Consider the following 14232-nt stretch of genomic DNA (forward strand, 5'->3'; position numbering starts at 1 on the left):
GCTGAATAAGTCCCGTTGATTCCGCCGAGGCGCATTAATTGATGCGCTGTATCATTGCTGGAGAGACAATGAATTCGTCCAATTTGATCATGACTGGTTTGGAACTGATGGTGCTGGGCATGGGCTCGGTTTTCGTGTTCCTTATCCTGCTGGTCGTGGTGACCACCGGAATGTCCCGTGTCTTGACCCGCTACTTTCCTGAGGCGGCACCCGTACCCAAGGCCCCGCCAAGACGTGCCAAGTCGCCCGCGACGATTGATTCTGAACTGATAGCGGCTATCGGTGCAGCCATAAAGCAGCACCGCAGCCGTTCCTGATACACCCAATTGCACGTTTTATCTTAAAAACTAGAAAGGCCATAACACTATGACCGATACCAAGCAGCAGCCCTTGGGCATTACCGATGTCATTCTGCGCGACGCTCATCAATCCATTCTGGCGACACGCATGCGCCTGGATGACATGTTGCCGATCGCGGGCAAACTTGATCAAGTGGGTTTCTGGTCAGTTGAGTCTTGGGGTGGCGCGACTTTTGATTCCTGTATTCGCTATCTCGGTGAAGATCCCTGGGAGCGTATCCGCGAGCTGAAGAAAGCGATGCCCAATACCCGTCAGCAGATGCTGCTGCGTGGTCAGAATTTGCTGGGTTATCGTCACTATGCCGACGATGTAGTGGAAAAGTTCGTTGAGCGTGCTGCGGTCAATGGTGTGGATGTGTTCCGCGTATTCGATGCAATGAATGATCCGCGCAACCTGGAAACTGCGCTGAAAGCGGTCAAGGCGCAAGGCAAGCATGCCCAAGGCACCATCTCCTACACCACCAGCCCGGTGCACACCCTGGAAATGTGGGTAGACCTGGCCAAGCAGATCGAAGACATGGGTGCCGACTCCATTGCGATCAAGGACATGGCCGGCATCCTCAATCCCTACGTTGCCTTCGACCTTGTTACTCGCCTGAAAGAAACCCTGAGCATTCCGGTACACATGCAGTGCCATGCGACAGCAGGCCTGTCCACCGCAGCGATCCTCAAGGCAGCCGAAGCGGGTATCGATAATGTGGATACCGCGATTTCCTCACTGTCGATGACCTACGGCCATTCGCCAACCGAATCGGTGGTGGCGATATTCCAGAACACCCCGCGTGATACCGGTCTGGATTTGCTGTTGCTTGAAGAAGTAGCGGCCTATTTCCGCGAAGTGCGGAAGAAATATGCCAAATTCGAAGGCAATCTCAAGGGTGTCGATTCGCGCATTCTGGTTGCGCAGGTACCTGGCGGCATGTTGACCAACATGGAAGGCCAGTTGAAAGAGCAGGGCGCTGGCGACAAGTTCGACGAAGTGCTGGCAGAGATCCCACGGGTCCGCGAAGACCTCGGGTTCATTCCACTGGTGACGCCGACCTCGCAGATCGTCGGCACCCAGGCAGTGATCAACGTGCTGACCGGTGAGCGTTACAAGTCTATTACCAAGGAAACCTCCGGTATCCTCAAGGGTGAGTACGGCGCTGCGCCGGCCCCATTCAACAAGGAGCTGCAAGCGCGGGTTCTGGATGGTGCTGAGGCCATTACTTGCCGCCCCGCCGATCTGCTCGAGCCGGAAATGGACAAGCTCACAGCAGAGCTCAAAGGTCTGGCCAAGGAGAAGGGCATCAAGCTGGCAGCAGACGAAATTGATGACGTGCTGACCTACGCCCTGTTCCCGCAGATCGGTCTGAAGTTTCTGGAGAATCGTGGCAACCCTGACGCCTTCGAGCCTGTGCCTACCGGCAAGGACGTAGCCGCGGCTGCCAAGTCTGGCGAGCCCGAGGTCTACACCGTTACGGTGAGCGGCAAGGAATATGTTGTTCAAGTGGCTGATGGTGGTGATATCACCGGCATCAAGCCAGTGGGTGAAAGTGCCTCTGCACCTGCGGCCGCAGCGTCTGCGCCTGCTGGTGACGGTGAGCCGCAAAAAGCACCTTTGGCAGGCAATATCTTCAAGGTACTGGTCACACCAGGCGACATGGTTGAAGAGGGTGATGTGGTAATCATTCTCGAGGCCATGAAAATGGAAACTGAAGTGCAGGCATTCAAGGCCGGCACCGTGGGTTCTGTCGATGTCAAAGTGGGCGATGCGGTTAGCGTCGGCGACACCTTGCTGACCATAGGTTAAGGAGAATCTGGATGGATAACCTTCTCCAATTATGGGAGTCGACGGGGATTTATCGGATGGAGCTGGGTCAGGTAATCATGATCCTGGTCTGTCTGGGCATGATCTATTTGGCTATCCGCAAGGGTTTCGAACCATTACTGCTGATCCCGATTGGCTTTGGCGGCATTCTCGTCAACCTGCCGGTGGCGGCGATGGGTGATCCGGGCGGCCTGTTGTATCTGATCTACCAGGTGGGTTTGCCCACGACCGTGTTCCCGCTGTTGATCTTTATGGGTGTGGGAGCGATGACCGATTTTGGTCCAATGCTGGCCAACCCTAGAACCTTGCTGTTGGGCGCTGCCGCGCAATTCGGTATCTTCGGTACGCTGATGGGCGCATTGGCGCTGACATCTTGGGGTATTCCGGGTTTTGAGTTTACGTTGAAGGAGGCTGCCTCGATCGCTATTATCGGCGGTGCTGACGGTCCCACCTCTATCTTCGTTACCTCCCAGCTCGCACCGCAGTTGTTGGGTCCCATCGCTGTGGCCGCTTACGCCTATATGGCGCTGGTGCCCATGATTCAGCCGCCGATCATGCGCGCGCTGACCACTGAAAAAGAGCGGGCCATCACCATGACCCAGCTCCGAGTCGTGAGCAAGACCGAGAAAATCATTTTCCCGATACTGCTTCTGCTGTTGGTGGCGTTGCTGTTGCCGTCTGCTGCGCCGTTGGTGGGGATGCTGTGCTTCGGTAACCTGATGCGTGAGTGTGGTGTGGTCGAGCGTCTGGCGGATACTTCGCGGAACGCCCTGATCAACATCGTCACCATGGGTCTGGGGTTGGCAGTGGGTTCGAAGCTGTCTTCGGAGTCATTCCTGCAGCTGACCACCCTGGGTATTCTGGTACTGGGTATGATTGCCTTTTGTGTTGGCACCGCCTCAGGCGTGTTGATGGCGAAGCTGATGAACGCGGTTAGCAAGCAGGCGATCAACCCTTTGATCGGCTCTGCCGGCGTATCCGCTGTGCCGATGGCGGCGCGGGTATCCAACAAGGTTGGTCTCGAGGCTAATCCGCAGAACTTCCTGCTGATGCATGCCATGGGTCCGAACGTGGCTGGTGTGATTGGCTCTGCGGTGGCGGCGGGTATCCTGTTGTCCTTCGTTGGCTAAAAACCTGATTGGCAGAATCAAAAAAACCGCTCAATGAGCGGTTTTTTTGTGGGTCAGGTAAAGATCAATTGTGCGGGAGTATCAGGCTTGTTGCTGTTCTTCGCCGGGCAGTAGCGCAAGCAGAGCATTCTGCTGGCGTCGGCTCATTTCACGGAACCGCAGAAGCAGGTCGCGCTCGGGGTGGCTTAGGCCATCCAGCTGCTTATCGTTAAGTAGCTGTCGGGAGGGTTGCTCGGGCAGCGTCGGCAGATCCAGCAGGCTGTGTTCAAGCCGGGCTATGATCTCGGAATTCATGCTGCGGTGATGCTGCCGGGCAACTTCGGCGATATGTTCCCGCATACCCTCAGGCAGGCGAACGACGAATTTGTCAGCAGTACGACTGGTGTAATGTTGGGTAGCAGTTTTCATATGGGCAACATTAATCGCTTGAGAGAATAAAATCGATACTGGCCATTTGGAAACTGGCCAGTTGCCTTTTAAGTCAGTTTAGCTCCAAGCATAGAATTTGCCTCTGCGCAGGGCTGACTTGCCTACAAGGGTCCAATTCAGCTCTTTATACCTGTTTTATCCTTACGTGTCAGTGCGCGACAGAAAAATGCCTCTAATTTGTGACGTATTTCCGACAGGTGGCATTGTGCAACTACAGACGGTTGCGACCTGCACCGGTGGCCAATCCTGGCCGTGATCGGGTAATATGCACGCGCTGTTAAGGTGCTACGTCGATACGGCGTTGATCCGTCAGGCTATTTCCGAAGCGCGCTTGTAGCTCAGCTGGATAGAGCGACCGCCTCCTAAGCGGTAGGTCCCCGGTTCGAATCCGGGCTCGCGCACCACGGAAGCATGTTTATCAGGTTTTATCCCCTTGCAGGATTTCGCCGCAGGCGATGGACGTCTCTGGCGTCAGGGCTTAGGCTAGAGCCATCCAATAGCTATTCTGCAGGCAGCACATGCCTTACCGTTCCAACCCTGTTGATGATAACGCTAGCCCGATGCGGCATGCCGCTGTGGCAACTGCGGGTATGGCCAACCGCCAGGGATTTGTTGAGCTGGATGCTGACGGCTCCGCCGGTGATGCGGTGCTGGCAGAGGAATGCGCGCTGGCCTTGAGCTATAACGGCATCGCCCAGGCGGTGATGATGATCTCGCCGCATGATCTTGAGGATTTCGTCTTCGGTTTCAGTCTGAGCAACGGATTGATTGGCGCTGTTGATGAGATTTTCGATCTGGTACTGAGTGGCGAGGGTGGGCATTGGCAGGCCGCGTTGCAGATCAGCAGCCGGGCGTTTCATGCGTTGACGCTGCAGCGTCGGCATCTGGCCGGTAGCAGCGGCTGCGGGTTGTGTGGTGTTGAATCGATGGCGCTGGCACTGCCACAACTGACGCCACTCAGTAGAAGCGTGTTGCCGCCCTTGGGACATCTTGACGACCTGCGGGGCCATATCGATCAGGCTCAACAGCTGGCTCGCGCCAGCGGCGCGATGCACGCTGCGCTGTATGTGGATGAGCAAGGTGCGATAACACTGTGCCGAGAAGATATCGGCCGGCATAACGCGCTGGACAAACTCATAGGTGCGCTGTATCGCCAGCAGATCGACTACAAAAGAGGCTTTGTTGCGGTGACCAGCCGTTGCAGCCTGGAGTTGATTCACAAGGCCATTCGCGCGCAACTACCGACGTTGGTCAGTTTGTCTGCCCCGACTGCGCTCAGCGTCGATTGGGCCGTTCGCCACGGTTTGAACCTGATCCACCTGCCGCATAGCGGCGCCCCGCGACTTTATACCCCTCAGCCGACACGGGACCTCGCATGACTGCTCGCTACAAGCCCTACAAAGGACCTGCCGCAGGGTGGGGCGCGCTGCGCAGTGTCGGTCTGGCCTGGCTGGACAGCAAGCAGCCGATCAAGAACCTGCGGGCGATGCTCAAAACCAATCAACATGGTGGTTTTGATTGCCCCGGCTGCGCCTGGGGTGACTCGGCCGAATCAGCACACATTAAGTTTTGTGAGAACGGCGCCAAGGCAGTGAACTGGGAAGCGACCAGCCGCGCAGCAGGGGCAGATTTTTTTGCCCGCCACAGCGTTAGTCAGCTACGCGAACAGAGTGACTATTGGCTGGAATATCAAGGGCGTCTGACCGAGCCGATGCGCTATGACCGCGCCTCTGATCACTACGTTCCGGTGAGCTGGGAGCAAGCTTTTGCGTTGATTGCGAGCCACCTCAATGCGCTGGAGAGTCCGCATCAGGCGGAGTTTTATACCTCGGGCAGGGCCAGTAATGAGGCGGCGTTTCTCTACCAGTTGTTTGTCAGGACGCTGGGCACCAACAATTTCCCCGATTGTTCGAACATGTGCCACGAGGCTAGCGGTGTAGCCCTGGATGCCTGTCTCGGTACCGGCAAGGGTAGCGTGACGCTGGCGGATTTTGCCCTGGCTGACGGTATCTTCATTTTTGGCCAGAACCCCGGCACCAATCATCCCCGTATGCTGGAGCCGCTCAAGGAAGCCGTAAAGCGCGGGGCGCAGGTGGTGTGTTTTAATCCGCTGCGTGAACGGGGGCTGGAGCGCTTCCAGCATCCGCAAAACCCGCTGGAAATGCTCAGCAATACTTCGTCGCCGCTCAATACCGCCTTCTTCCGCCCGGCGCTGGGCGGTGATATGGCAGCGCTGCGGGGCATCGCCAAGTGCCTGTGGTACTGGGAGCAGCAGGCCCTGGAGCAGAGTGGGCCAGCAGTGTTTGATCGGGGTTTCCTCGCCGAGCACTGCCATGGAGTTGAAAGCTATCTGGCGCTGCTGGATGACAGTCCGTGGGATCAGATTACACAGCAGTCGGGTTTGAGCCGTGACGAGATTGAGCAGGTCGCGCAGCGCTATCGGCGCTGCGAGCGGGTAATTATCTGCTGGGCCATGGGCATTACCCAGCATCACCACGCGGTGGCTACCATTCAGGAAATTGCGCACCTGCAAATGCTGCGCGGGCAACTTGGCAAACCGGGTGCCGGGCTCTGCCCGGTGCGCGGTCATAGTAATGTGCAGGGTGACCGCACCATGGGCATCAATGAGCGTCCGAGTAGCGCCTTGCTGGATGCCATTGAGCGCCAGTTTGCTATCGCCGTTCCGCGCCGGCAGGGACACAACACGGTTGAAGCCATCAATGCGATGCTGGCGGGTCAGATCAAGGTTTTTGTGGCGCTGGGTGGCAATTTTGCCCAGGCCACGCCGGACACCCCACGCACCCACCAGGCTCTGCAGCGCTGCGAACTAACGGTGCAGATCAGCACCAAGCTCAACCGCAGTCATTTGACGCCCGGTCGCGATGCACTGATTCTGCCCTGCCTGGGGCGCACCGATATCGATATCCAGGCCAGTGGCCCACAGGCGGTCAGCGTGGAGGACTCGTTCAGCATGATTCATGCGTCCTATGGACAACTGCCTCCGTTATCCGGGCAGATGCGTTCCGAGCCCGCCATCATCGCCGGCATGGCTCAAGCCACACTGGGAAATAGGCCGGTGCGGTGGAGCGAACTGGCCGACGATTACGCCAGGATCCGCGAGCTTATCAGTGCGACTATTCCGGGCTTTGAAAACTTCAACCAGCGGCTCGCTCAGCCTGGTGGCTTCCATCTGGCCAACCCGGTCAACTCGCTGACGTGGGATACTCCGGCGGCCAAGGCGAGCTTCAGCGCCAATCCGTTGCCAAAGGTTTTGCTGCACGAACGCGTGTTGGCGACCGGTCAGACTCCCGATCTGATCTTGCAGACACTTCGCTCTCATGATCAGTACAACACCACGATCTATGGGCTGAATGACCGCTATCGCGGCGTACAGGGCACGCGCGAGGTGCTGTTCATCAATGCGTTGGATATCCAGCGTCTGGGGTTTGTGCCTGGTCAAAAGGTCGATCTGGTGGCGCTGTGGGACGATGGGGTCGACCGGCGCGTCAAGGGCTTCACTCTGCTGGAGTTCGACGTTCCGCCAGGCCAGGCGGCGGCCTATTATCCCGAGACCAATCCCCTTGTCGCATTGGATAGCTACGGCGAGGGCAGCTTTACTCCCGCATCGAAATTCATCGCCGTGCGTCTGGAGGCCAGTGCCGCTGATATAGCTAACCAGATTAACGTCGCGCTTCAATAAAGCTGATCTTCAAGTCGGCCGTTAGCAAACGTGGTGCAAACGGATGGATCTGCCCCATTTTTGAACCCTCTCGCCCCGTTGTGGGTAGCTGCTGCGCCGAGATAGCGCAGTTTTCTGTACTGGACCGTCAAATCTGTAACGAATATGTCGCAATGCTAAACGTTTTGACCGTGAAAGATTCTTTACTGTGAACTTAACTGTACTGGTACAGCCCTTGCAGTAATTGTCGGGACTGAGATTGGCACCTCGCCAATGGTCTCGAGCCAGCTTTATGGCGATTTCCGTTCCAGTATTACAGCATTGCTTTCATGGTGGAGCGCCTGCGCTTTTCAACGTAGGCACCGGAGAAGAGACTCCTCTACAAATAATAGAAAAATGGGAGATTTTGCATGAATACGGTGAAAACCACTCTGGCAGTATTCGCGACAGCTGCCGCGTTAGGCGTCAGCAGCTTTGCCCACGCGGGTACCACGCTGGACGAGATTCAGAAGAAAGGTTTTGTGCAATGCGGTATCAGTGATGGTCTGCCGGGCTTCTCCTATGCCGACGAAAAAGGTAACTACCTGGGTCTGGATGTTGATGTATGCCGCGCCGTAGCCGCCGCGCTGTTTGGCGATGCAACCAAAGTGCGCTACAGCCCGCTGACCGCCAAGGAGCGCTTCACGGCATTGCAGTCTGGCGAAGTGGACGTGCTCTCGCGTAACACCACCTGGACCAGTTCGCGCGATGCGGGCCTGGGCTTGAACTTTACCGGCGTTAACTACTACGACGGTCAGGGCTTTCTGGTGAACAAGAAGCTTGGGGTCAAGAGCGCCAAGGAACTGGATGGTGCGACCGTTTGTATCCAGGCCGGCACTACCACTGAGTTAAATGCGGCTGATTATTTCCGTTCCAACGGCATGAGCTTTACACCTATCACCTACGACACCTCCGATGAAAGCGCCAAGTCTCTGGAATCAGGCCGCTGCGACGTGCTGACCTCTGACCAGTCGCAACTGTATGCCCAGCGTATCAAGCTCGGCTCACCAGACGACTATGTTGTACTGCCCGAAGTGATCTCCAAGGAGCCGCTGGGCCCGGTAGTGCGTCAGGGTGATGACGAGTGGTTCAACATCGTCAAGTGGTCGTTGTTCGCGATGCTGAATGCCGAAGAACTGGGTGTCACTTCAGAGAATGTTGATGAAATGGCCAAGTCCAAAGCCAACCCGGATATTGCCCGTCTCTTAGGCGGCGAGGGTGAATACGGTAAGGAATTGAAATTGCCTAAAGACTGGGCTCACCAGATCATCAAGCAAGTCGGCAACTACGGAGAAAGTTTCGAGCGCAATGTCGGCGCTGGCAGCGAACTGAAAATCGAACGTGGTCTTAATGCCCTTTGGAACCAAGGTGGGGTCCAGTACGCACCGCCGGTGCGCTGATCCGATCAGACGGCAGCCCATCCCGGGGCTGTCGGCAGTGTTCCTATGATGTGAACCTCATGCCCGCCTGTGCGGGCGTGAGTGTTCTATGAGGGCTTCTATGCAAACTGCTACAAAAGTACCTCGCCCGCGCGGCTCAGTCTGGACCGACCCGAAGGCGCGTGCGTGGATTTTCCAGTTGCTGGCTATTGTTTTAGTAGTAGCCATGGGCTGGTTTCTGTACGACAACACCATGACCAATCTGGAAAAGCGCGGCATCACGACGGGCTTTGCTTTTCTCAACAACACTGCAGGGTTCGGGATTGCCCAGCATCTGATTGAATATACCGAGAGTGATAGCTACGGCCGAGTATTTCTGATCGGCTTGCTCAACACTTTGCTGGTCTCGGTGATCGGTATCGTTATGGCGACGCTGTTGGGCTTTCTGCTTGGCGTGGCACGGCTTTCGCCCAACTGGTTGATGCGCCAACTGGCCACAGTCTATATCGAGATCTTTCGCAATATTCCGCCCTTGCTACAGATACTCTTCTGGTATTTCGCGGTCATGCTCAGCTTGCCGGGGCCGCGTCAGAGTTTGAGTCTGCTGGATACGTTCTTTATCAACAGCCGAGGCCTGTATATGCCTTCGCCGACGCTGTCCGACACCTTCGGGTTGTTTATGGCTGCGTTAGTGCTGTCGGTAGTGGCCATTGTCTTTCTGGCCCGTTGGGCGAAGGCTCGGCGTGAAGCGAGCGGTCAGATATTTCCGGTGGCGCTCAGTGCGGTGGGCATTCTGCTAGTGGTTCCGGGGCTGGCAGTCATGGTTGCCGGATCACCGGTGGTGTGGGCAATACCGGAGCTGACTGGCTTCAACTTCCGCAATGGCTGGGTAATGATTCCCGAGCTGATTGCGTTGACGTTGGCACTGACCATGTATACCGCGGCATTTATTGCCGAGATTGTTCGTTCGGGTATTCAGTCGGTCAGCCATGGCCAAACCGAAGCAGCCTATTCCCTGGGCCTTCCTGCGGGACGGACGCTGCGACTGGTGATCATACCGCAGGCATTGCGGGTGATCATTCCGCCTTTGACCAGTCAATATCTGAATCTGGCGAAGAACTCCTCGCTCGCCGCTGCGATTGGTTACCCGGAGATGGTCTCGCTGTTTGCCGGCACGGTGTTGAATCAAACCGGGCAGGCAATTGAGGTGATTGCGATCACCATGAGCGTTTATCTGGCCATCAGTATCAGCATCTCGATGCTGATGAACTGGTACAACAAGCGCATTGCGCTGATCGAGCGATAGGAACAGCCATGCAAACTCACACATTCAAACCGGATATGCCGCCTCCACGCCAGGCGATTGGCGTTGTCGCCTGGCTGCGAGCCAACCTGTTTTCCTCCTGGTTTAACAGCCTGCTCACATTGTTCTCCTTGTATCTGATCTGGTTAGTGGTGCCGCCAATTATCCAATGGGCTTTCCTTCAGGCTGATTGGGTAGGGGAAACCCGTGCCGACTGCACCAGCGAAGGTGCTTGCTGGGTGTTCATTCAGCAGCGCTTTGGTCAGTTCATGTACGGGTTCTACCCGACCGAATTGCGCTGGCGGGTGGATCTCACCGCGATTCTGGCAATAGTCGGTGCGGCGCCGCTGTTTGTATCGGCGATGCCGCGCAAAGGGCTATATGGGATCGCCTTTCTGGTGATCTATCCGATTATTGCCTACTGCCTGCTCAGCGGTGGTGTTTTCGGCCTGGAACACGTACGCACCAGCCGCTGGGGCGGTTTGATGCTGACGTTGGTCATTGCTGCAGTGGGCATTGCCGGTGCGCTGCCACTGGGCATATTGCTGGCACTCGGCCGACGCTCGGACATGCCGGCCATACGCGTTATCTGCGTGACCTTTATCGAGTTCTGGCGCGGAGTGCCGTTGATCACGGTGCTGTTCATGTCGTCAGTCATGCTGCCGCTGTTTTTGCCCGAGGGCATGAGCTTCGACAAGCTGATGCGCGCCCTGATCGGCGTGATTCTGTTCCAGTCAGCCTATGTGGCAGAGGTGGTTCGCGGCGGCCTGCAGGCGATCCCCAAGGGTCAGTACGAAGCGGCTGAGGCTATGGGCTTGGGTTATTGGCGGGTGATGGGCCTGGTGATATTGCCGCAGGCGTTGAAGATGGTCATCCCGGGCATCGTCAACACCTTCATATCGCTGTTCAAGGACACTAGCCTGGTGATCATTATCGGTCTGTTCGACCTGCTCAACAGCATCAAGCAGGCAACCACCGACCCCGCCTGGCTAGGTATGGCCACCGAGGGCTATGTATTTGCCGCGCTGGTTTTCTGGATTTTCTGTTTCGGCATGTCCCGCTACTCCATTCATCTGGAGCACAAGCTGGACACCGGCCACAAGCATTAGGAGCATTAGAGATGACTGACACAGCGAAAGAGTCCAAGGTAAAAAGTGCTGCCGGTGCGAGCATGATTCAGATGCAGGGCGTGCACAAATGGTATGGCCAGTTTCATGTTCTCAAGGATATCAACCTGGAGGTCCAGCAGGGCGAACGTATCGTGCTGTGCGGGCCGTCCGGCTCGGGCAAGTCGACTACCATCCGGTGCATCAACCGTCTGGAAGAGCATCAGCAGGGCCATATCATCGTTGACGGTACCGAACTGACCCATGACCTCAAGCATATTGAAGCGGTGCGCCGAGAGGTCGGCATGGTGTTCCAGCACTTCAATCTGTTCCCGCATCTATCGGTATTGCAGAACTGCACCCTATCCCCAATGTGGGTGCGCAAGATGCCCAAACGTCAGGCTGAAGAGCTGGCGATGCATTTCCTGGAACGTGTGCGGATTCCTGAGCAGGCTCTGAAGTATCCAGGTCAGTTGTCCGGTGGCCAGCAGCAGCGCGTGGCGATTGCCCGCGCGCTGTGCATGCAGCCGAAAATCATGTTGTTCGACGAGCCAACATCTGCGCTGGATCCGGAAATGGTCAAGGAAGTGCTCGATACCATGATCGGCCTGGCCGACGATGGCATGACCATGCTCTGTGTGACCCACGAGATGGGTTTTGCCCGCACGGTAGCGAACCGGGTGATCTTTATGGACAAGGGCGAGATCGTGGAAGAGGCAGAGCCCGAGAAGTTCTTCAATCACCCAGAGAACGAACGTACCAAGCTGTTCCTTAGTCAGATTATTCATTAACCCCTGGCGCAGCGATCAGCTCTCAGGGCTGGTCGCTGCATTGCGTTGGTCGCGCTGCAGATTAACGCGGAGCGATTACTCAAGGCGCAGTTTCATCTCCACCAATGAACTGCTGAACCCTGCTTTTTCATATGCGCGAACAGCCACAGCGTTGCCGGCATAAACATCTAGATAGCAGTGCGTGGCCTGCTTTTCTCTACTCCAGGCCAGCAGCCGGTCAATGATCGCCTGATTGACACCCTGACCCCGATACGCCGGTTTCACGTACATAAATCCGAGATAGCTGTGAAAGTCATGGTGCAGATGCGGCTTGGATTCGCGCAGCTGCGCATAGCCGCTGCCCACGAGTACGCCGTTCTGTTCCGCCACCAGCAACAAAGACCGCTCATCGGCTATCAGCTGGTTCAGGTCGTAGTAGCGGGCCTGATTGCGAATGTCCGTGTTATAGGGCCGCTCCGCCTCAATCACGCCCTGTTCAAACTGCAGCAACTGGGGCAGGTCGGTCGGTTGCGCGGGTCTGATGTTCATACCTCTCCTGTGCGTGGGCTAAGTCTATGGGGATATTAGGCGGGTAAGCAGGCAGGTAACAGGTACAGTTACCCAAGTGTTTCATATGGGCTCCGGCAAGCTTGAAGATAACGGCGTCTGCATGATCCGAGTGAGTTATATAACGAGTACGAGGCAACGTTAAGGAAGGTTTTGTTGCGATGGCTTTGGGCTATACTCGGCTCACACTGATCGCGTCTGCTCAGCCTCTGGGCGACATCACCAGGCCGCTAGATCGGTCCTAGCATGGAATTGCTGCATGGCACAGGGACGAAAAAATGAGACGGGGTTGGCGCCAGTGGCGCGGCGAACGCATTCGCGGCCGCAGTTCTGGCAGCTCGCCAGACGCTGCTGCCAGTTGGCTGCCAGTGTCGACGTAGCCTTCTTCTTTTTATTTCATCTGCTTGGCTCGCCCATTCTGGCATGGATCAACATTGCCAGCGTCAGCCTGTACCTTGCAGCATTTCATCTGCTGAATACCCGGCGTAACGGGCTTGCCATCGCGCTGATCTGGACTGAAGTGATAGTTCATGCGGCCCTGGGGACCCTGCTTATCGGCTGGGACAGCGGTTTTCACTACTTTCTTTTGATGTTCATTCCCGCGCTTTTTGCCGGAATGACCACTACCCGCGCATGGATTGCCGTAGCGGGTCTATGGGCATTTTACGTTTCGCTGTATGCGATGATGTGGTTCGTAGAGCCGTTGCAGCCGATCTCGTCAAATGCCTTGCTGGGCGTATTTCTGTTCAATCTGACGGTTGTGTTCTGCATGTTCAGCTATCTCTCGCTGTTCTACGTCAATAACGTCAGCAGCGCGCAGCGTAAGTTGCAGTTCATGGCCACTACCGATCCCTTGACGCGACTTTTCAACCGTCGGCATATGATCGAACTGGCCGAAAAGGAAATTGCTCGCTGTGAGCGTCATCCTCTGCAAATAACCTTTCTGTTATTGGATATCGACCACTTCAAGCAATTCAATGATCGTTACGGACATGACGTGGGCGATCGCGTGCTGCAACGGATGAGCGCTTTATTGACATCCGTGCTGCGCACTCAGGACTCGCTCGGGCGCTGGGGCGGCGAGGAGTTTCTGGCGTTGCTGCCGGACACCGATGGTGAGCAGGCACTGCTGATCGCCGAACGCATGCGCGCTACTGTGGAGCAGGATCAGTGGGAGTGCGAAGGGTTTGCGCTGTCCGTCACGCTCAGCATCGGCGTCAGTGAATATCGCCCCGGAGAAGATCTCAGCCTGGCCATTGCCCGCGCAGATCGAGCGCTTTACCAAGGCAAGGAGGCTGGGCGTAATCGGGTGGAGCTGGAGCTTGCCGGGCTCTGATCAGCCACGCGGTTTCGCGCGCGGGCGTTACAAATAAAGCCATGACGTATACGTCAAATGCTCAGGCATTGCCGCCCCTCCCTCCACAGGCCTCCTCGTTGCTTACATGCTATGGCACACCCGGGCTTGCTACTTGTTTAGCCGTAACCGCATGAAAAATTTGGCGTTATCCATTCTGGTTCTTTCTTGGTGATTTATCTGCGCTGCGGATTTCCAATTACTTAGCCGATTTGGATTGGCACTTTGGCGACAATCGGCCACCACAAGCTCTGCTAGCCTTCCGTGAGTACGGTTGGCGCTGCATCGTCAGCCGCACGCCTAAACA

Annotated in this window: 12 protein-coding genes and 1 tRNA gene; 11 read left to right on the forward strand and 2 right to left on the reverse strand. The window is 56.4% G+C overall.

What is annotated here, in order from left to right:
* The first annotated feature begins 68 nt into the window (after positions 1–68).
* The 3 genes from DT594_RS01065 to DT594_RS01075 are packed head-to-tail and all read left to right on the forward strand — an operon-like array spanning position 69 to position 3299.
* On the forward strand, positions 69–317 hold the full coding sequence (locus DT594_RS01065) for an OadG family protein (RefSeq protein WP_149330981.1): 249 nt from the start codon (positions 69–71) through the stop codon (positions 315–317).
* A gap of 49 nt (positions 318–366) precedes the next feature.
* The gene (oadA, locus tag DT594_RS01070) at positions 367–2151 is read left to right on the forward strand and encodes a sodium-extruding oxaloacetate decarboxylase subunit alpha (RefSeq protein ID WP_149330982.1); all 1785 of its coding nucleotides are present in this window, start codon (positions 367–369) and stop codon (positions 2149–2151) included.
* Between the two features lie 11 nt (positions 2152–2162).
* Positions 2163–3299 carry a sodium ion-translocating decarboxylase subunit beta gene (locus DT594_RS01075; protein ID WP_149330983.1) on the forward strand — a complete coding sequence of 379 codons (1137 nt, stop codon included), beginning with the start codon at positions 2163–2165 and terminating at the stop codon, positions 3297–3299.
* Positions 3300–3380: 81 nt separating this feature from the next.
* Here the strand turns inward: DT594_RS01075 and DT594_RS01080 are convergent, their stop codons facing one another.
* Positions 3381–3707, reverse strand: coding sequence for an Arc family DNA-binding protein (locus DT594_RS01080; RefSeq protein ID WP_096346147.1), 327 nt, complete (start codon positions 3705–3707; stop codon positions 3381–3383).
* Positions 3708–4053: 346 nt separating this feature from the next.
* On the opposite strand from DT594_RS01080, the gene DT594_RS01085 reads away from it, so the two are divergent.
* The 7 genes from DT594_RS01085 to DT594_RS01115 all read left to right on the forward strand — a co-directional run bounded on the left by DT594_RS01085 (position 4054) and on the right by DT594_RS01115 (position 12025).
* Positions 4054–4132: transfer RNA gene (locus DT594_RS01085), tRNA-Arg, on the forward strand.
* 186 nt (positions 4133–4318) lie between these two features.
* Positions 4319–5107: a formate dehydrogenase accessory sulfurtransferase FdhD gene (gene fdhD / locus DT594_RS01090; protein ID WP_246164563.1), complete on the forward strand. Its 789-nt coding sequence runs from the start codon at positions 4319–4321 to the stop codon at positions 5105–5107.
* Entirely contained in the window at positions 5104–7428 is a 2325-nt protein-coding gene (locus DT594_RS01095) for an FdhF/YdeP family oxidoreductase (RefSeq protein WP_149330985.1), read from the forward strand. The genes fdhD and DT594_RS01095 overlap by 4 nt, the downstream gene beginning before the upstream one ends.
* Positions 7429–7817: 389 nt before the next feature.
* On the forward strand, positions 7818–8846 hold the full coding sequence (locus DT594_RS01100) for an amino acid ABC transporter substrate-binding protein (protein ID WP_149330986.1): 1029 nt from the start codon (positions 7818–7820) through the stop codon (positions 8844–8846).
* A 100-nt stretch (positions 8847–8946) separates the two neighbouring features.
* On the forward strand, positions 8947–10131 hold the full coding sequence (locus DT594_RS01105; RefSeq protein WP_149330987.1) for an amino acid ABC transporter permease: 1185 nt from the start codon (positions 8947–8949) through the stop codon (positions 10129–10131).
* 8 nt (positions 10132–10139) lie between these two features.
* Positions 10140–11237 carry an amino acid ABC transporter permease gene (locus DT594_RS01110; protein WP_149330988.1) on the forward strand — a complete coding sequence of 366 codons (1098 nt, stop codon included), beginning with the start codon at positions 10140–10142 and terminating at the stop codon, positions 11235–11237.
* Positions 11238–11299: 62 nt separating this feature from the next.
* Positions 11300–12025: an amino acid ABC transporter ATP-binding protein gene (locus tag DT594_RS01115; RefSeq protein WP_178091445.1), complete on the forward strand. Its 726-nt coding sequence runs from the start codon at positions 11300–11302 to the stop codon at positions 12023–12025.
* A 75-nt stretch (positions 12026–12100) separates the two neighbouring features.
* Here the strand turns inward: DT594_RS01115 and DT594_RS01120 are convergent, their stop codons facing one another.
* A complete protein-coding gene (locus DT594_RS01120) occupies positions 12101–12553 on the reverse strand; it encodes a GNAT family N-acetyltransferase (protein WP_149330990.1) in 453 nt (150 codons plus the stop codon).
* A gap of 277 nt (positions 12554–12830) precedes the next feature.
* Here DT594_RS01120 and DT594_RS01125 point away from each other — a divergent pair, with 277 nt between their 5' ends.
* Positions 12831–13907, forward strand: a complete 1077-nt coding sequence (locus DT594_RS01125; protein ID WP_149330991.1) for a GGDEF domain-containing protein — start codon at positions 12831–12833, stop codon at positions 13905–13907.
* The last annotated feature ends 325 nt before the right edge of the window (positions 13908–14232 follow it).

Source organism: Halopseudomonas laoshanensis (assembly GCF_008365385.1).
Taxonomy (GTDB): Bacteria; Pseudomonadota; Gammaproteobacteria; order Pseudomonadales; family Pseudomonadaceae; genus Halopseudomonas; species Halopseudomonas laoshanensis.

Coding starts and splice junctions, on each gene's coding strand:
- DT594_RS01065 (WP_149330981.1), top strand. CDS start 69: ATGAATTCGTCCAATTTGATCATGACTGGTTTGGAACTGATGGTGCTG.
- oadA (WP_149330982.1), top strand. CDS start 367: ATGACCGATACCAAGCAGCAGCCCTTGGGCATTACCGATGTCATTCTG.
- DT594_RS01075 (WP_149330983.1), top strand. CDS start 2,163: ATGGATAACCTTCTCCAATTATGGGAGTCGACGGGGATTTATCGGATG.
- DT594_RS01080 (WP_096346147.1), bottom strand. CDS start 3,707: ATGAAAACTGCTACCCAACATTACACCAGTCGTACTGCTGACAAATTC.
- fdhD (WP_246164563.1), top strand. CDS start 4,319: ATGGCCAACCGCCAGGGATTTGTTGAGCTGGATGCTGACGGCTCCGCC.
- DT594_RS01095 (WP_149330985.1), top strand. CDS start 5,104: ATGACTGCTCGCTACAAGCCCTACAAAGGACCTGCCGCAGGGTGGGGC.
- DT594_RS01100 (WP_149330986.1), top strand. CDS start 7,818: ATGAATACGGTGAAAACCACTCTGGCAGTATTCGCGACAGCTGCCGCG.
- DT594_RS01105 (WP_149330987.1), top strand. CDS start 8,947: ATGCAAACTGCTACAAAAGTACCTCGCCCGCGCGGCTCAGTCTGGACC.
- DT594_RS01110 (WP_149330988.1), top strand. CDS start 10,140: ATGCAAACTCACACATTCAAACCGGATATGCCGCCTCCACGCCAGGCG.
- DT594_RS01115 (WP_178091445.1), top strand. CDS start 11,300: ATGATTCAGATGCAGGGCGTGCACAAATGGTATGGCCAGTTTCATGTT.
- DT594_RS01120 (WP_149330990.1), bottom strand. CDS start 12,553: ATGAACATCAGACCCGCGCAACCGACCGACCTGCCCCAGTTGCTGCAG.
- DT594_RS01125 (WP_149330991.1), top strand. CDS start 12,831: ATGGCACAGGGACGAAAAAATGAGACGGGGTTGGCGCCAGTGGCGCGG.